At 38.5% G+C, this 18561-nt stretch carries 17 protein-coding genes and 4 pseudogenes; 20 read left to right on the forward strand and 1 reads right to left on the reverse strand.

The features are described 5' to 3' along the window. Positions 1 to 204: 204 nt before the first annotated feature. The 7 genes and pseudogenes from GC102_RS23480 (at position 205) to GC102_RS23510 (ending at position 3618) form a co-directional block, all read left to right on the forward strand. A complete protein-coding gene (locus tag GC102_RS23480; RefSeq protein WP_312883363.1) occupies positions 205 to 375 on the forward strand; it encodes a diguanylate cyclase domain-containing protein in 171 nt (56 codons plus the stop codon). A gap of 266 nt (positions 376 to 641) precedes the next feature. Next, positions 642 to 1199 carry a hypothetical protein gene (locus GC102_RS23485; protein WP_171691644.1) on the forward strand — a complete coding sequence of 186 codons (558 nt, stop codon included), beginning with the start codon at positions 642 to 644 and terminating at the stop codon, positions 1197 to 1199. A gap of 249 nt (positions 1200 to 1448) precedes the next feature. Beyond that, positions 1449 to 1778, forward strand: a complete 330-nt coding sequence (tnpA, locus tag GC102_RS23490; RefSeq protein ID WP_171691645.1) for an IS66 family insertion sequence element accessory protein TnpA — start codon at positions 1449 to 1451, stop codon at positions 1776 to 1778. Next, positions 1772 to 1930 carry an IS66 family insertion sequence element accessory protein TnpB gene (tnpB, locus tag GC102_RS23495; protein ID WP_171691646.1) on the forward strand — a complete coding sequence of 53 codons (159 nt, stop codon included), beginning with the start codon at positions 1772 to 1774 and terminating at the stop codon, positions 1928 to 1930. The genes tnpA (GC102_RS23490) and tnpB (GC102_RS23495) overlap by 7 nt, the downstream gene beginning before the upstream one ends. Further along, positions 1891 to 2178 (forward strand): annotated as a pseudogene (locus tag GC102_RS23500) (transposase domain-containing protein); the annotation flags it as partial. The gene tnpB (GC102_RS23495) and the pseudogene GC102_RS23500, both read left to right, overlap by 40 nt. A 444-nt stretch (positions 2179 to 2622) precedes the next feature. Continuing rightward, positions 2623 to 3072, forward strand: coding sequence for a hypothetical protein (locus GC102_RS23505; RefSeq protein ID WP_171691647.1), 450 nt, complete (start codon positions 2623 to 2625; stop codon positions 3070 to 3072). 15 nt (positions 3073 to 3087) lie between these two features. Then, positions 3088 to 3618 (forward strand): hypothetical protein, encoded by a 531-nt coding sequence (locus GC102_RS23510; RefSeq protein ID WP_171691648.1) that lies wholly within the window; start codon positions 3088 to 3090, stop codon positions 3616 to 3618. An 838-nt stretch (positions 3619 to 4456) separates the two neighbouring features. On the opposite strand, the gene GC102_RS23515 is transcribed toward GC102_RS23510, so the two are convergent. Beyond that, entirely contained in the window at positions 4457 to 5551 is a 1095-nt protein-coding gene (locus GC102_RS23515) for a CopD family protein (protein WP_171691649.1), read from the reverse strand. Positions 5552 to 5725: 174 nt separating this feature from the next. Between GC102_RS23515 and GC102_RS23520 the strand changes: the two genes are divergently transcribed. From GC102_RS23520 to GC102_RS23580, 13 genes and pseudogenes are all read left to right on the forward strand, one after another. Continuing rightward, positions 5726 to 6220 carry a PCYCGC motif-containing (lipo)protein gene (locus GC102_RS23520; RefSeq protein WP_171691650.1) on the forward strand — a complete coding sequence of 165 codons (495 nt, stop codon included), beginning with the start codon at positions 5726 to 5728 and terminating at the stop codon, positions 6218 to 6220. 114 nt (positions 6221 to 6334) lie between these two features. Then, positions 6335 to 6676, forward strand: coding sequence for an ArsR/SmtB family transcription factor (locus tag GC102_RS23525; RefSeq protein WP_171691651.1), 342 nt, complete (start codon positions 6335 to 6337; stop codon positions 6674 to 6676). A 13-nt stretch (positions 6677 to 6689) separates the two neighbouring features. Next, positions 6690 to 9267 (forward strand): annotated as a pseudogene (locus GC102_RS23530) (heavy metal translocating P-type ATPase). Positions 9268 to 9354: 87 nt separating this feature from the next. Next, on the forward strand, positions 9355 to 9936 hold the full coding sequence (locus tag GC102_RS23535) for a copper resistance CopC family protein (protein ID WP_171691652.1): 582 nt from the start codon (positions 9355 to 9357) through the stop codon (positions 9934 to 9936). Then, positions 9937 to 11019 (forward strand): CopD family protein, encoded by a 1083-nt coding sequence (locus GC102_RS23540; protein ID WP_171691653.1) that lies wholly within the window; start codon positions 9937 to 9939, stop codon positions 11017 to 11019. A gap of 569 nt (positions 11020 to 11588) precedes the next feature. Next, positions 11589 to 12542 (forward strand): hypothetical protein, encoded by a 954-nt coding sequence (locus GC102_RS23545; RefSeq protein WP_171691654.1) that lies wholly within the window; start codon positions 11589 to 11591, stop codon positions 12540 to 12542. A 229-nt stretch (positions 12543 to 12771) separates the two neighbouring features. Next, positions 12772 to 13062 (forward strand): hypothetical protein, encoded by a 291-nt coding sequence (locus GC102_RS23550; protein ID WP_171691655.1) that lies wholly within the window; start codon positions 12772 to 12774, stop codon positions 13060 to 13062. Between the two features lie 546 nt (positions 13063 to 13608). Beyond that, positions 13609 to 13809 carry an IS66 family insertion sequence element accessory protein TnpA gene (gene tnpA, locus GC102_RS23555; protein WP_171691656.1) on the forward strand — a complete coding sequence of 67 codons (201 nt, stop codon included), beginning with the start codon at positions 13609 to 13611 and terminating at the stop codon, positions 13807 to 13809. A 119-nt stretch (positions 13810 to 13928) separates the two neighbouring features. Next, positions 13929 to 14282, forward strand: coding sequence for an IS66 family insertion sequence element accessory protein TnpB (tnpB, locus tag GC102_RS23560; protein ID WP_171691657.1), 354 nt, complete (start codon positions 13929 to 13931; stop codon positions 14280 to 14282). 69 nt (positions 14283 to 14351) lie between these two features. Further along, positions 14352 to 15923, forward strand: a pseudogene (tnpC, locus tag GC102_RS23565) (IS66 family transposase). 171 nt (positions 15924 to 16094) lie between these two features. Next, a pseudogene (locus GC102_RS40890) lies at positions 16095 to 16317 on the forward strand (transposase); the annotation flags it as partial. Positions 16318 to 17059: 742 nt separating this feature from the next. After that, on the forward strand, positions 17060 to 17500 hold the full coding sequence (locus GC102_RS23575; protein WP_171691658.1) for a hypothetical protein: 441 nt from the start codon (positions 17060 to 17062) through the stop codon (positions 17498 to 17500). Positions 17501 to 17512: 12 nt separating this feature from the next. Continuing rightward, on the forward strand, positions 17513 to 17929 hold the full coding sequence (locus tag GC102_RS23580; protein ID WP_171691659.1) for a peptidase M56 BlaR1: 417 nt from the start codon (positions 17513 to 17515) through the stop codon (positions 17927 to 17929). The last annotated feature ends 632 nt before the right edge of the window (positions 17930 to 18561 follow it).

Below are 18561 nucleotides of genomic sequence, written 5' to 3' on the forward strand. Positions count from 1 at the left end.
GTCCAGTGACACAAATCAACCTACATTGTAGCGAAGTATTCAGATTGCCTAGTATTTGATGGCCCCCCCATGGCAAAAAAGATTTATTATATATAGTTAGTGTCTATGATGAACGAAAATTGTATGGAAACTAAGGACGATTTTGAAAGGGATATACAGGACGTGACGGTGAGGAAGGAATGGAATCTCTAGTGACAAAAACTGGTGTTTATATGGAAGAAATTGCTGAGAAAAGTTCGATATAGAATAGAGAACGAATCTTCGCTGCGTGTTACTGTAAGTATTGGTTTTTCAACTTGGATCTCGGGAGTTACAGCAAGTCAGCTTGTGAAACATGCCGATGAAGCTATGTATCACAGTAAAACAACAGGATAGAACAAATGCACATGATTGATCAAGGAAAATAAAGATTGTTAGTGGAGGTGGTCTAGGAAAATAAAGTTCGTTAGTGGAAAATAAAGTGTGTTAGTAGAAAATAAAGTTCGTTAGTCGCTTTTACAAAAGTAAATGTAAACATAATAAAATTAAGACAATGAGTGGCTTGACGCGCGGCAAGTAAGAGCTGCTGCGAAACCTCAACCACAGCACTTGATCACTGGCCCATGACGGATATACCATTATTTTTATTTGGAGGGAACTACTTGATATTGCAAGTCACTATTAGATTGATTGTGGTAATATTTTTACTGTCTATATGGAATTATTTCGCAGGTACAAAGTCGTTGTTGAAAAACTCTTATAAACAGTATTTAAAATTTCTCAATGATTGTACGAAAAGCAATGACATGAAAGATACAGCTAATAAAATTATGATTTTACAAAAGAAATTGAACGACGGGTTCACTGTAGAGGAATGCCGCAATATTAAAATTGATTTGGACTCATGGGTTGATGAGTATAAACACGTTGGTTTGCTTGCGAGTTTCTTTGCAATTCTTATTACTCTTATTTTATTTGTCATAAAGGATGTTTTCTTCGTTATAATTAAACCTTATTACGATATGGAAGAAATTATCTTTTTTGCTCTCACATTTTCTACATTTACCTTGTTTTATTTGGGGCACGTTATTATTAGCTACTATCGTAGGTATAGAAAGTTGATTTTTTTTCAACGTTTAATCGAAAATTCATTGAGCTTAAAGGAAAAAGAGATAAGTGAACGAAAAACGTTGAGAGAAGCTAAACTAAAAAGAAGGTAGTTGGGAGAACTATAAATTAATACGCTGTAACTGTTGATTTAGCAAGCGAAAATAAGTTTAGACTGAACCCACGATTAAGAAGCGTCACATGGATGATAACGTTAAATATAGAATTATATACTGGAAGCCCGGCTTGCCGCTGTCGTCACCGATTCGTAACTCAGAGTAAGCGTCAAATCGTGCACACCTTACAAGCTTTCCTTAATTATGAGAAAATGATGGCATCCTAAGAAAACAGGAGGCTGCCCCATGTCCCCAAAAGATAGGCGCCAACGCGAATGGGAAGTCCGCGTCTCAGATTTCAAATCCAGCGGACCCAAAATGACTCACTGGTGCTCCGCCAATCACGTAGAGTTGGAACAAATGAAATATTGGACGCGTAAGTTAAAAATGGTCTCTGCCGTAGCTACCATTTCTTCTTCCCAGACTTTCGTTCCACTCACCGCAATCGAACCTGCTTCATGTACGGCCACCTCCTCCCTTGTTGTTCAAGTTGGGATAGCCAGCATCGAACTTCAACCCGGCTTTGACCCTCAGTTGCTTCGCGAAGCTGTTGAAGCATTAAGCAGATCATGCTGACGCTATCCAGCGCTCACCCTGTCTACTTGGCTGCAGGTTCTACGGATCTTCGCAAATCGATCGACGGACTCGCCGCTCTTGTTCAGGAAGGGTTCGGTCTCGATCCGGCGAGATCGACAACAATCGCAGTGAGCGCTCGATCAAGCCCGTAGTGATTGGGCGTAAAAACTTCTTGTTTAGCAATACGCCGCGAGGAGCTAAGGCAAGCGCCATCATCTATAGCCTTGTTGAGACAGCGAAAGCCAATTCACTAAATCCATACATGTACCTGAAGTATCTGTTTGAATCCATGCCCCAGTTGCAAGATGCTACGGATCCCGAAGCGCTGAGTAAGTTGGCGCCCTGGTATCATTCACTACCTCTTGCTTGCCGTATCTTTTCGAAAATAGGATCGCCCTAGCCTCTCTCTCTAATGGATGGAGGCTGTTTGGCTGGTTATTTTTGTTGCCCCACCAAAAGTAACTCTCGATTACTATGATTGTCGTATTTTGTAATTAAAAAAAGAAATAATGCTAATGGTTTTAAGAAACTATGTGTTTTTAAGCCTTATAACAACTTGCCAAATAGGTATAAATTACTAAATATACAAATCATTGCAACTTTATCGAGTTTCAGAGTGTCTACTATGTTGTAAGGAAGCGATTTCCAATGCACTTCGCAAGGAAACTGATTCCCCAGGCTTTTCTTTTGCCGGTGAAGAAAAAGCCAATATTTTTATACAAGATATTGAACTTCGTCATGGCTGAATGAAAAGCGCAATCTATTTTATAGAAGGAGGTTTTGAATGGCAAAAATTATTCTTATTATTAATCCCCACAAATCATTGTACTTATGGAGGTAATAAATGAAAAAAGTGAAATTATTCAAGTGCGTTTTAACTGCCGCTGCTTTGTTTTCAGTCACATCTTTTTCTACAAATATTAATGCAGCACAGATCGTTGGTAATTTAAGCTATGGATATCTGAGTTCAAGTGGTTCATATCTTTCAGGTGGAGCAAGTACATGGTATGATACTGGGATGTATCCAGCAGGTGTTAAACCAGTATCTATGATTGCAGGAGTAAAACTATTTAAAGATGGGATTCTGGTCGGCAATCATCAAAATCAAACTGTTGGCGGAACCAGTGTAGATGACTATCTCGATTCTGGGACACACCCTACATCCAGTTCCTATGTTCTTACTACCAGCCATAACTGGTGGTGGGGAAACAATAGTCCAAGTAATGAATATCGAGAACATACAGTAAAGTGGCCATGCCCTGGTGGTGGTAGTTTTTGTGGGCCAACATCTTAAAGGAGGAGTAACCAAATGAAAATGAGTAAAAAGATTGTTGCAACCGTATTAACTGGGACGGCTTTGGTAATTGGTAGTGTTCTTTACATAAATAATACTACCAACGCTTCAATGTCACCTGAAAAAGAACTTATTAAACAAAATTCAATTAATTCCCATATAACAGCACATAAAGAATACGCTCAAACAGAAAAAAAAGATGTATATGATAAGTTGTACAAAACATGGGAAAACGCTACCGAAAAAATTATTAGTAAATATGACAAAGATTTCGATAAAAAAGATTGGGAACTAATTGCTGATCCAGATATCGATATTCGATTTAAAAACATGTTATCAAGCCAAGAAGCTTCAGCCTATTCGAAAGCATCTATTCAAGCAAAAGAAGCATACGAAATGGGAGACTTTCTTGATTGCGTATTGCTTCACAAAGATAAAAACAAAGCGAAAATCGTTTGGGAAAAGCATGATGGTAAGATACATGTAGCCCACCTGGAAAAAAAGGGAAATGATTGGGTGATTGTTCTCGAAGAAAATATCGAATAGAGGTTATTTTTTAATTTAGGGCCGCCACCGTGCGGTCCTTAATTCTTGAAAAGGCGATTGGGATAAGCGAGCTTGATTTGCAATTTAGGTGCAGTAGCATCGAAGCTTTTAATAGCTTATAAGCTCTAGGTAAGGATTTGTTCATTTTTTCATGGACTGTTGAGATATTAAATGTGGGGAGTATTTGACGCTTACAACTCAGACGCAAATTGAAGATATTTGCAAGCAATAAAAAAAGACTTCAATCACAATTGTAAAAATAACTAACGAACTTTATTTTCCATATTCTCTACATTACAAGCTGAAAAAGTCCCATGACTAACAAGCTTATTTAAATTTTGAACAATCTTGAAAACCGCATAGTTACTGGACCTTAACTAACAATCTTTATTTTCTTGAATCAATGATTGATCAAGGAAAATAAAGATCGTTAGTGGAAAATAAAGTCCGTTAGTGAAATTTTACTTTTGTAAACTTTCACTTTTTTGCTTTTAGGGGTTGTGTTGTTAGTTTGTAAGTAAAGCATGGCTCTAAGCTACTAAGTCGACCTTCTCAACTACCGGGCAGCTTTTCAACAGTAGATGCTATAATCTGCTTAATTAAGTGGCGTTGTAAATTTGAACTCATAACGGAGCAAGCCAATAAATGATTTGAAGCTATGTGGATATTGAAAGTTTTCTGTTACGATAAAATGGGGCCTAGCTATGGAAGACTGGGCTGTAAGGGGAAGGCTTCTCTTTTGGATAGACAACATCGACTCGGGCATTAGAATGTACGTTCAAGAACACAAAAGACCAATCCGATTTGCGGATTGGTCTTTTGTGTTTAATAAGTCCAGCTATATTACTACACTAACCATGATTGTCACATACGTTACCACTGCAAGAATCAGACTCATTGAGATGACAAGCAGAGAAGCTTTTTGTCTTTTGACAAAAATGAATAGCATTGTGAAAATAAGCAAGGCAGCAAGAAGTAGGAGAACAAAACTCCATAAATTAACCCCGATTCTAACAATAAAATCAGCAGGAAGTTGATTAAACAAAGTAAATAGAGTTGATGGCTGTGTCAACTTGATTGTATTTTCAATACTTAACTCATGGGGTGGATTCTGTTGTCCCATTACTGAAGTTGCCGATAGAACAAGAATGGCCATAATACTTTCAGCCCGGAGCCAAGGTTTTGGATCGTAGTTCGGATGGGTTAAGAATTTGCGTTTAGTTAGGAATCCATTCATAAATGCAATAACGAATAGTGGGATAATCAATACATGTTTGATTAATAATGTTTGTCCATATGTAATCATCCAGGAGTTTAAATACTCTGGAACAATAAATTTCATCAGAATAAGTCCCGCTATAACCGTTACGGATACACAAACCAAAGCAACAGGGCTAAACCATTTGAAGAAAGCCTGCCAATGCTGCTGATCTTTCGAGAACCAAGCTGCGATTAGCAATATGCCGATCCAAACTGAGACAGCAAAAAAGTGAGTGCTATGTGTCATAAATCCTTTTATGGCAAAATTGGATGCACAATGACTAGCCCAGCCAAAGGCTCCAATCAACCCTAAAGTGAAAATTAAGCCAAGGATATCTACAAAGGGATCCTTTTTGGATCCACGCAGGACCCTAATAAATATTAAAGCGAAAGAGAAAAAGAGGGTATATAACCATGCATGTCCCATTTTAAAATCAAGAAGAACACCTTTACCTATAACCCAATAGCTCTCTCCAAAGTCCTTGGCTAAGAAATCAATGATTTTAAATACAGGAGCAAAAGATAAAAGAGCTATTCCACCTGCACATAAAATGATCAGCAAATTGGGGATTTCGATTGTAGGCCGCTTATCTTCAGGAACCAGACTTAAGATTTGTCCTCCAGTAATGATACAAAAACAAACGTATAATAAAGTCTCCGTTACATATATCATTGAATATCCGTTCTCCTATTAGTTCGTATTTCTAACCGATTCGAACATATTATATCTTACTAATATGATTGTAAATCCATTAAATTAATACAAATTAATGAACATTGGCTAGAAATGGCTGCTGTATGGACAAAGTATGTTATATTAGGGGAAGCTAATATATGAGGTGAAGCAATGAAACATTCAGTAAAGAAAATGATGATTGTATTATCTATGGCGGCAGTACTTACTGCATGTGGTTCACAAAAAGTTACATCAGACAAAGACCATTCAGACCACCAGGAGCATGCTAGTGGTGATCTACAAGAGAAAACGGCATCAGTCAATGTGTTGCCAACTTTCTTAAAAGGACAGACCGAGCAAATTCGAATAGTCTACGAAGCATCAGGACAGGCAACTGACATATTGAAGTGGATACCCTGTTATTGTGGTTGTGGAGAAAGTGCTGGTCATACCAGCAATATGGACTGTTTTGTAAAGGAAATTAATAAAGATGGCTCTGTCGTATGGGATGACCATGGTACACGTTGTGGAGTTTGCTTACAAATTGCTGTCCAGTCCATAAAAATGAAACAAGATGGGAAATCATTAAAAGAAATTCGTGAAACGATTGATAACACTTATAAAAAGGATTATTCAAGTCCAACAAAAACGCCTATGCCTATATAAATAACGAAACCCCCATTCCAAAGATGGGGGTTTAATTTGACACATATATTAGAGTGAGCTAATATGATGATAATTAACATATTAGTAAAAACTATTTTGTTGGAGGGAACCAAAATGATTCAAAATCAATTAGACGTTAAAGCCAAATTCATGCGTGGGTTTAGTGATAAAACTAGGCTTCAAATCTTGGATTGCATCAAAGATAAAGAAAAAACAGTTTCCCAAATCATTGAAGAAATTCAAGGAAATCAATCAAATATCTCTCAACATCTTACATGTTTAAAGGGCTGTGGAATTATCGTTGGAAGGCAAGAGGGAAAATATGTGTATTACAGCCTCAGAAACGAGCAAATCAAACAGTTTTTAAGCATTATGGAAGATGTTTTCATGCAAGTTGAAGAGGAAGTAGCTGCATGTGATAAAAATGATCAAATGGATTGTTGCAGTAATAAGTAAAGGGGTGGACAAAATGAGTGAAGATAATGAGAATAAAGATTCTTGTTGCTCAGATAAAAAATGCGAGTCCAATAAAGAACCCATTTTCAAAAAAAGCTTAACAATACTCCATACAACTTCCGACTCAAATTGCAAAGAAGATTGTTGTAAAGAAGAAACCAAAGAGCTAAAGCTCAAAAAAAGCTTTAACCTTGTGGATGTAAGTACCTCACAAAAATGCGATGACGAGTGCTGTCAAGAGTCGCCACAACCAATAAGACAAATGAATGAAGATCTCTCTGTTTTGAAATCTGATTTTTTGATCGGGGGAATGGATTGTCCATCCTGTGCGTTAACCATAGAAAAATCAGTTAAAACGATCAAAGGAATTAGTGAGGTCCAGGTTAACTATAACACTGGCAGAATGCAGGTCGTTTACGATGATGAAAAAGCTCTTGATCTATTATCAGATTCAGTAACAAAATTGGGACATACCATCGAAGAAGTCCAGAAAAAGGGTAAAGGAAAAATCTATGTCATCGAAGGAATGGATTGCAGTTCCTGTGCACTGACTATAGAAAATCATCTTAAATCTCTTCCTTCAGTCACAAGTGTAAGTGTCAATTTCTCAACTGGTAAAATGATAGCTGAGCATGATATCTCCGTCGAGGACGTCATTAAAGAAATATCAAAAGCCGGCTATAAAGCATCCCTTGTTTCGAGAAATCAGAAGAATACAGTGTCTAAAAAAGATAACTTAGGTAGGAATCTAATTGTATTTTCAGGAGTTCTACTTCTTTTTGGTTGGATTGGCTCTTACACAAATGTATCACCATACTTTACTACACTACTTTACGCTATATCCAATTATCATCGGTGGTTATAAGCCAGCCAGAAGCGCCTATTATGCTGTGAAAAGCCGTTCACTGGATATGAATGTACTGATGACAGCAGCTGTTCTAGGTGCCGCGGCAATTGGTCAATGGCTAGAGGGGGCTACAGTTGTTTGGTTGTTTGCACTAGGAAATGTGCTGCAAACGATGTCCATTGAAAAGACTCGAAATTCGATTCGAAGTTTAATTGATCTGGCCCCTCCCGAGGCGTTCGTAAAAATAGGTCAGGAGCTTGTCAGGAAGCCTGTAGAGGAAATTTCTGTTGATGATGTCATTGTTATTAAACCAGGGGATAAAATCCCGTTAGATGGACTTGTTATTGCTGGGGAATCAAGTGTCAATCAGTCACCAATTACAGGTGAATCTATTCCAGTTGATAAGCATTTTGGTGATAGTGTATATGCAGGTACAATAAACGAACATGGATCATTGGAGATTAAGGTAACAAAGCTTGTTGAAGATACTACCATATCCAAAATCATTCACCTTGTAGAAGAAGCGCAAGAGCAGAAAGCTCCAACAGAAGCGTTTGTAGATAAATTTGCCCGTATATATACACCAATTGTGTTTATTCTTGCTCTTGTTGTGATGTTTCTACCCCCACTACTTGGTTTTGGAACTTGGGGAAGTTGGTTTTATAAAGGGTTAGAATTATTAGTTATTGCCTGTCCTTGTGCTTTGGTCATTTCAACACCGGTAGCAATTGTTTCAGCCATAGGGAATGCAGCTAAGAATGGGGTTCTCATCAAAGGTGGTGCTTTCTTAGAAATAGCAGGAAGGATTTCAACAATTGCCTTCGATAAGACGGGTACGCTAACCGAGGGGAAACCGAAGGTATCTCAAGTTTTTCTAACAGGAACTAGTGAAAATGAGTTGCTTGCGATTGCTCGAACGCTAGAAGAATACTCGACTCACCCTATTGCTAAGGCCGTTGTTGCATACGCCAAAAATAAGGGTGTCCCTGTACTTCGAGGTGAAACATTCAGAAACATTGTTGGTAAAGGTATCAGCGCATGGATTGGTAATATTGAATACTTTGCAGGAAACATGAAATTGTTCAAGGAACTCAGTACATCTTTAGATGAGCATGAACCACAAATTTTATCCCTCCAACAAGACGGAAATACAATTGTGATTATCGGAACAAGCGAGAAAATATTAGGTATTATAGCCGTTGCAGATGCTATTCGTAGTACTTCGGTGAAAGCTCTTAAAGGACTTCAGGCTGTTGGTATCCATGATGTTGTCATGTTAACAGGTGACAATGAGGGCACAGCTAAGAAAGTTGCTTCTGAGACGGGAGTTAACCGTTATTTTGCGGAATTAATGCCCGAGGATAAAGTAAGTGCAGTCAAAAAGCTTCAAAAAGAAGGACACTTTGTTGCCATGGTTGGAGATGGGATCAACGATGCTCCTGCACTTGCGACTGCAGACCTTGGAATAGCTATGGGAGGCGCAGGGACCGATACCGCCATGGAAACAGCAGATATCGTACTTATGGCGGATAATCTTGAAAAGCTGCCACATACGATCCGTTTAAGCCGAAAAGCTGTACAGATTATTAAACAAAATATTTGGTTTTCTATTGTAATAAAAGCCGTAGCTTTGCTTCTTATTTTCCCAGGTCTTTTGACATTATGGATGGCTGTTTTAAGTGATACAGGGGCAGCGCTGCTTGTTATCTTAAACAGCTTACGATTATTACGACTGCGAAAATAAGTAATATGACAACGAAAAAATAGCTACTTACTATAGGGAATTTGGTAAGTAAGTAGCTAATATCAATTATTATTTGGGGGATATCTGATGTTCACTATTCAAAGAATTAGCTATTTTGCAAAATTGGTCATGGTATTAGGCATTTTATTTGTAAGTTTGTCTTTTTCAAATCTTGCTTTGGCTCATACGGGGTTTGATAAGTCGAATCCTCCAGCAAATGCAGTGGTTACGAATGAGTTAAAAGAACTCACACTAACATTTGAAGGTAAACTTGAGAGTTTAAGTACATTTAAGTTGTTTGATAGCAAAAAACAGGAGATTAAGTTAGATAAAGTATTGCTTATAGATAAGGTTATGACAGGTATTTTGAGTCAACCATTATCAAACGACACTTATGAAGTTCAGTGGACAATTGTCGGTGAGGATGGACATCCGATTCAAGGGAAGTACTCTTTTTCGGTGAAAAGAGAAGGGGAAAAGCAGGCACAGACAGAATTAAAGATTACTCCGTCACCGTCTGCAACAGTTGTGCCTATTAGCACACCGTCTCCAACTGCAACAGAAGTTGAGGAAGTATCTACATCATCCAATTATTTGATTTATGTAGGAATCGGTGCATTAATAATTATCGCGCTTGTTATTCTGTTGATTGCTAGGAGGAAAAAGTAGTTGCTCTATGTAATCTCAGAAGCTCTGCTTTATTGCTGTTTCGCAATTCTCACTGGCGTAAGTGTTCTTGCCCTTCTGCCAGATAATAAAAGGCCACGATATCACATATCAGACAATACCTTAACATGGGTTTTACTTGGAGTTGTCTTATTATCGCTGGTTCAGGTCATAAAAATCATTGTTTTCTATAAGGAAATTCTAGATTATGACATTCCTTATTTACTCTTCACAGTACTAAGTGACTATAAAATAGGTAGTGCTTGGTTTATGACCGTGATAACCGCCATGGCAATGCTATTTTTCTTAGGTATAAAACCAAATTCAAAGGCAATCAAGTATAAATGGAAAGCAATTCCCATTTTAACATTGATTTTGCTTATTACATTTGGTTATGCGAGTCATTCAGCCTCCTTATATGGATGGACTGGTTTCGCAGCGCATACGACCCATTTTGTTAGTGCCATGGTTTGGATTGGTGTACTTTTCGTTGTGGGGTGGTTTACAGTTGAACTTAAGAACTGGGCGCCATTTCTGAAGTGGTTTACACCTATTGCAATCGCATGTGTCTCCCTAAACATCATGGCAGGGTTCCTGTTAATGAGCAGACTATCACCATATTATATCAGCTCTTGGATTACATCGTTCGGTCAAGCCATGCTAATCAAACATCTTCTCATCGTTCCGATATTAGGTTTGGCAATCATTAATACATTTTTGTTACGTAAAGAAAGTAGTAAAACGTTGTCCTGGATGAAAGTTGAAAGTATTGTTATTATCTTATTGCTCGTAGTTACAGCATTTATGGGGCAGCAAGAGCCTCCTCACGGGAACCTGAAAGCAATTCTTGATGATGGGCCACCATTTCCATGGTTTACGTTTATAAGTGGGTACGATGTGAGCAGGGGAGAAGAAATGGAAATTCTCCCGAATGTGGCAAGTATATGTCTTGCTGCCACTGGGGTTATTGCAATGATAGGTGGTTTGTTCTGGGCTTGGAGAAAGAAAAAGCCTATGTGGTCAGTTACAGCTGCGCTGTTTTTTGTTATTTGTGGGTACTTGGCTTTGATGTTTTCAATAGCTTAGAAATTGCAGAAATCATAGTATGATTTTCCTTTCTACTACAGGTAAGAAAGGCCTTATATTTATGGAGTACATTAAACTCCCTCGGGAGAACGTTACTTAAATAGGGATCTCCAGCTCCTGCCCAGTCAGTACCAATAAGCTGCCATACTTATAATAATAAGGCATATCTATTAAAAGTGTCAGGAATCAAATTAGTTGGAGGATATGATGATTTTACAAGTGTAAACATCACTAACGAACTTTATTTTCCACTTTCACCTCATTACCTTTTATAAAAGTCCTCTAAGTAACAAACTTATTTTAAATTATAATAATCATAAAACCCGCGTAATTACTGGACATTGACTAACAAACTTTATTTTCCTTAATCAGGAGGTACGCGGCGGGTCAAGTTCTTGTCATAACCGTCCCGGGAAATCAGGGCTTCAACCGGGTAGTCGTTGCGAGTTCACAAATTTGTAACATAATTCTCTGTAATTATTTTCAATTTTTCCTTGTATAATATAAAGACTGGGAAATACTGGGCCCGTATTTACTTGCATGCAAATTAAACATTGGAGGAATGACATTTGAAAGTAAAATTATCATTTTTACTAATCTGCCTCTTTTTAGTACTTACTAGTATCCCATCGGTAGGTTTAGCAGAGAAAACCAATGAAGACCAAAAAATAGTTATTGATGAAAAACTAACAATTACTAAATACAAAGATGGTAGAATAAGTCCTGTTGCAGTAACAAAGAATTTAACTATTGGACAAATTGATAATATTCTAAAATATATGGGCTTTTCAAAAGAAGATATAGATAAGATGTCATCAGAAATCAAAAATGACATCACTTCAGCAGGTGGAAAAAAGATATCGGTTGAAAAAACAAATGAAAAAGAGATTTATACTGACATTGACGGTAATGAATTTGATGTAACCGATGAAAATCGAAATACTATTATGCAAAAAATAGAAAATGACAAGGAAAAGTTTAAAAAAAGGGAAAATAAATCAGTCTCAGTTGCCGCTATGGGAAGTGCATCTGAAGGTATTTGGACTGGATGGTCGTGGCTAGTATTCAGAGGGACAGTCGGACTTGAATACGAATACTCTTACTATACAGAGTATAAGTGGGATGGTAATCCAAACCTAGCTTTTCAAGATACTGTAGCACAATCATGGCAAAGTCACACGACTACCATTGGACGTGCAGGGACAGCGTATCATGAATATAAACTTGGTGGCATTCAATCCAATTCAATGGAATTTTTAAATACTTCAGTTTATGGTAGTGAAGCGAAGTTTGATATCTATACGAATTATAATCTGTCTAAGCAATATGGCTTTGTTAGGGAGGATGTTAGAATTCCAACATCGAATGCTACTTTATCTGGTGTATGGGCTGCTGGATACGCCCATCCGTACTCAAGTGGAATTATTAGGGCTATCTTTGGATTTGCTAGTATAACATGGGATGCTAGTTGGGGAATGAAAAAAAGTTGGACGAATAATTTTACGATTGGTTCATCTAGCTAAACAGTATTAGAAAAGAGGAGTTTGGGACTAAACCTGCTCCTCTATTTTCATATGTAATTAAGAGGCCCATTTCAGATATCTTGAATAAACATTAATTTCATTGTCGAAAGTTAAGCAGACTAATCAGTCCTTTAATAACGATCTTAGGAATGATATTATTGCAGTATCTTCTGTGAAACCAGTGATAACACAAAATATGATAATTCTATGTACTTAAGGAGGATGCTTGTTGTTTAAGAGGAGGTATATTTTAATATTAATTGTTAGCTTGATAGCGGTCTCATTTTTTATTATGTATAACAAAACATCACACACTGGCGTTGAAGTGCTCATAACCGAAAAAAAGCTTGAAGAAGGAAACAGAATTATTGTTTGCCAGAGAAGTGGTACTGATGTAGTTACAAATATAACTGTACCGGAAGTTGCTTGGGATCTAATTTCAGTCAATAATTCGTATTTTGTTTCTTATGAATATAATTATTGGAGAAAACCATTTCTTGTAAAAATACAAAAAACTTAGTTTCTCCCTAATTCTCGAAAAAACCAAAACGAACACGACATGGCATCAATTACACGTCCGAGTCGTGTTCGTTTGGATTCGCTGAAAGCGAATCATTTCTTATGAGGGGGAGAAGGCTTGTGTTATTGATGTGTGAATTTGTCTTTGGAGCTGAATAACTGAAGTGAATAATAAACGATAATATGATTGTGACACAAACTGTCGGGTGACAAGAACATTATCTCATTAATCACCGCGTAAATCGCGGTTTTTTTGTGTTATGGGATAAAGTTCGTTCTATTAAGCGGCTTGCTGGATTATTTAAAAGAAGAGGGGAGAATCAATTTCCTGAAATATGTCCATTTGCATACGCTTACATATTTTGGAGAGAATCTTTCTATAATATTAATCCTTTTTATAATGAAACTGCTCCCATGAGAAAAAAAACTTAAAGAATCTTGAACTCTCATTTTATATTAATAACGTAAGCGTCAAACCGTGCACACCTTAAAAGAATTCTGTATTCATGAGAAGATGATGGCATCCTAATAAATTGGAGGTTGCCTCATGTCCCCAAAAGATCAACGTCAGTACGAATGGAAAGCGCGCGTATCCGAATTTAATGCTAGTGGACTCAAGATGACCCATTGGTGTTCCAACAACCATGTGAACTTGGAGCAATTGAAATATTGGATACGTAAATTCAAAAAGGTTAATACAACAGCTACTCCCACTCCGAAATCATTTATTCCTATCACCACAATCTAGCCCATTTCAATGACTTCCCTTTCATTGCTTGTGGTTCGTATTGGACCTGCCAGCATCGAAATTCAATCAGGGTTTGACCCTCAGTTGCTTCGCGAAACAGTGGAAGCACTCCGTACATCTTGTTGACGTTATCAGGTGCGCACCCGGTTTATTTGGCAATAGGATCAACGGATCTTCGTAAGTCGATCGATGGACTTGCCGCACTTGTTCAGGAGGGGTATGGTCTTGACCCCTTCTCACCAGGCTTATTTGTTTTCTGCAACCGTCAGCGTGACAAGCTTAAGTTATTGTACTGGGATTTAAACGGTTATTGGCTTTTCTATCGAAGACTAGAACGCGGTACTTTTCGCTGGCCAATCGGCAAAGAGAATGTAATGGCTGTCACTTCGCGTGAGCTTCGCTGGTTGCTCGATGGACTTTCACTCGATCAACGGCAAGCTCATCCGAAGGTTATAGCGCAAACCGTCATCTAGCACGAATGTTCGTCATTTCGCCATACCTAGGGGCAGGAATTGAGCAGGTTTTGGACGAAATTATACCGCATGAAAATTCGAACGGAAACCTCACCCACAATTGAAGAACTAAAACAAAAGACAATCGAGCAAGAACAGAAAATTGCTCAATTGTCGGCCAAGATCAAATGGTATGAAGATCAACTGAAATTGGCTAAATCAAAACGCTTTGGCACATCCAGTGAACAGATCCATCTAGACCAAATCGCACTGGATCTGTTCAATGAAGTTGAAGCAGAAGCCGCTCCTCAAATACCCGAGCCTACGGTAGAAACGATTTCGTATCAACGCAAGAAAACGCGTAAATCCCGAGAAGCGAAGCTCGAATCGTTGCCCATCGAAACCATTGACTATCGGCTAACGGAAGAAGAACAAGTTTGTCCATGTTGTGCGGGAGCACTGCACGAAATGAGTACCGAGACACGGCAAGAGTTGAAGATCATCCCGGCAGAAGTGAAGGTCGTTCATCATGTGCGCCATATCTATGCTTGTCGTCAGTGCGAACAGCATGACATTCGCACCCCGATTCTTACCGCACCGATGCCAGTTCCTGTGTTACCGGGCAGCTTGGTATCCCCTTCGATGATGGCGTATGTCATGAATAATAAATATGCAGACAGCCTACCGCTCTATCGACAAGAGCAACAATTCCAGCGTCTAGGCGTGGAACTATCGCGACAAACGATGGCCAACTGGATGATCGCTGGCAGTGAGCGTTGGCTCGCTCATGTGGTTGACTACATGCACAAAGCATTAGTGAAGCAGGATATTCTGAGTGCAGATGAAACGACGCTACAGGTGCTTCGCGAGCCTGGGCGCTCTGCGCAATCGGATTCCTATCTTTGGCTCTATCGAACAGGACGCTATGGCCCGCAGATTATTCTGTATGACTATCAACCGAGTCGTAGCGGTGAACATCCAAAAGCCTATCTTGCTGGCTATGTCGGCTACTTGCAAACGGATGGCTATGGCGGCTATAACAAAGTCGAGCATGTGACAACTCGGTTGCTGGAGCCATGCAAGGAGAAAGTATCACGAGGCATTGCAAGTATTGCCGGCTCATCAACGTTTGGACACAGCAGCAGCGGAAGGCCTTGCCTTTTGCAACGCCCTCTTCGAGGTGGAGCGCAAATGGAAAGAAGCTACGTCCGAAGAACGTTATATGGCTCGACTAGCTGAGAGTCGTCCTATTTTGGAGGCGTTCTCGAAATGGTTGGACATCCAGCGAAATCGAATACTGCCAAAGAGCCTTCTTGGCGTAGCAGTCACCTACTCCTTGAATCAGTGGGAGAAACTAAACGTTTTCTTTCAGGATGGAAGGCTGGAAATCGACAACAATAGAAGTGAGCGTTCGATCAAGCCTGTTGTTATTGGAAGAAAAAACTTTTTATTTAGCAATACAAGCGAGGGGCTAAGGCAAGCGCGATGATCTACAGTCTTGTGGAGACAGCCAAGGCGAATTCGCTCAATCCTTATATGTATCTGAAGCATCTGTTTGAGGTTATGCCTCAACTACCTGATGCGTCGGATTCCGAGGCGCTAAGTAAGTTAGTACCTTGGTTTCCAAACTTACCACTCGTTTGCCGAAGCTTTTCGAAATAGCACGATCATACCTCAACGCCTAATGACTTGGGGTTATTTGGTGTACTCAGGTAATTCCGTACGTGCGCGTAATCATCTATTCATATTCTTTCATTTTCACATAGACCTGGAATCCATTCTAGGTGTGCCGGATTTGACGCGTATTTAGCTACGTGGTTTCGTCTTCCGCGTATCGAGATGTTAGATCAGGAAGTCGCTATTAGGGTAACCCCTTTCCATGAAGACGTCCTGGTATAGCTAATCGAATGGCCGAAGAAATCTTAGCCGAAGTCGGAACGAATATTAAGATGCAGCTTCCGAGCGCTGCTCATTTCTGCTCGTGGGCAGGACTGGTACCTGGACATAATGAAAGTGCAGGAAACGAAAGTCTACCAAGACCAAGAACGGAAAAGAGCCCCCACTTGTGAAAAGATGAGGGCTATTTGACATTTACGGAATTTTAGGTGAGTTGCAGCTCCCAGTATAGAACAAACAGCCTCACAGTCTAAATACAGATCAATCATTGTGTTGTTCATCAGGCCATGTTAGATTCGGAAACTAATTCTAAGCGTAATTGCTGTGTGACTATGAGACCTAGAAGCAACTTTTCCAACTGATTTCGCGTTGTTATCTCATAGCTCGCTTTCTTGCACCTTTACTCAGTATTGGCCTAAGTTACATTCTGGATTTAGTATGAAACATTTTCCATTAGTGAACCGTCTAATATTAAATATCAAATTAATACTGATTAAATTTTCAAAATTGCTCTCAAAATTTAGTTTAATGCGATTTCAAATAAAACCTAAATATCCACGTCGTAAACAGGATATCGGACTGTTCAAAATTGATATGATATTAGATAGTTTTCATTTAGTTTAATAAACTTAAACTGCTTAGATAGTTCAGGGGTATAAAACTATTAATAGGATTTTCAAGATTGCAATAATTAAATATATGTAAATATTTCTTTATTATGTTGTTATCTAATTGTATATGGAATATACTAGAAATTAATTGGAATAAATTTGTAATTGTTCTAGGAGGTGAGAACTGCCAAAGATAACCTTCCAATTGCAATTTGTATAAGGAAACTACTTAGGAATTAATCATTTGATTATGAAGAGAAGTGACGACTTATTTTAAAAGGAGATGTTAAAATGTTCAGGAAAGATCTAAAATATATGGTTTCTTCTTTATTAGCAGGTGTCCTTTTGGGGTCATTTGCAGTCATGGCATTTGCATCAACTGCATCTTCAGGTTGGGGCACCTACGGACCAATAAATGGCTACTCGTATCAAAATAAAGCTACTGTATCTAATGATACAAGATTATACGCAGCTACTTCAGTTCAAACACAAGACTCAAGCAACGCTCCTACTGGATATATGGGTGCAGTAGCGAGACTGTACAAATCAGATGTACTATGTCAATCGACATCATACTCTTACAACAGTTCCTCTGCAGCTGGAATGGGAACATCTACAACAACTACTGGATGTGGGTCAGGTACTTACTATAGTTATGGATTATCCGCAGCGTATAATGGAAATGGTTATAATGAATGGTATACGTTCCAAAGTCCAAATATTACAAATTAAGGGGTGAATGAAATGAGTTTATTTTCCAAAGCAGGGAGAGTTTTAACCATTAGTTTTGTATTTGTGATTGGCATTGCTATCGGAACGATTTGCGTAAACACGACTTTAGCTAATAATAATTCAACAAAAGAGAATATTACTCAGTTCCCAAAAAATGAAAGTGGGCAAACGTATGGTTCAGGATTGGACGCCACTTCACCAAATTCAGAACCTGATTTGATTAAAGCGTATGGTATTGACGGAACCATTGGATATGTAAAATCTATTGATTTGAAGGGTGAAATGCCCAAGACACCAGAGGAAGCAGTGTCTATTCAACTTAATAAGGCTAAAGAAAGTGTCCATCAAATTCCGCTGTATGATGTTAGTGGAAAGATAGTAATTGGAGTATTTAATGTTGATCCAGGCACAGAAGTTCCACTACGTTAATACCTAATGTTTAGTTACTTACGAACAAACCAGTCGACTCCTACTGAACTCAGTGGGAGTTTTACTTTGTACAGGAAAACTGTCAAATCAGAATGTTGAAGGTAACCACTTTAGCTTCAACCGAACATATAATGGGCATTCAGAATTAGGAAGCCGTACCAAGCTCGAATGGCTGAATCAGCCCCGCGGTTATATGGACAACAGGGCTGGCGCTATTACTTATGATTTTTGTTTATTTTATTCCTACGCATTGTAATGTGGGAAGTATTTGACGCTTACTTAATAACGATTCTGTAAAAGAAACAATAACTAATATTATTGCTATAGGTGCAGTTAGTGATAGATCACTGAATTGGATGATTCGCCACATGGTTTGGAATGAAGCAGATTCCCATTTCAAAGAATGGTTCAAAATTGCTATAGAATATGCCCCCAAGAGTATCCGTCCAGCAACTAAGTATGATGACTTTTCAAAATGTAATTCATTATTCTCATTTATATTAAATGAGTGATCGGAACAAAATAATGTAGGGAGATTTGTGTCATTAATGTAGGCTCATTTGTGTCACTAGACAACAAAAACTAAAAGCCATCATTTGTCGGGTGACAAGAACATATAAGCCCAAAAGTCG

This window comes from Paenibacillus germinis (assembly GCF_013141785.1).
GTDB classification, from domain to species: Bacteria; Bacillota; Bacilli; order Paenibacillales; family NBRC-103111; genus Paenibacillus_E; species Paenibacillus_E phytorum.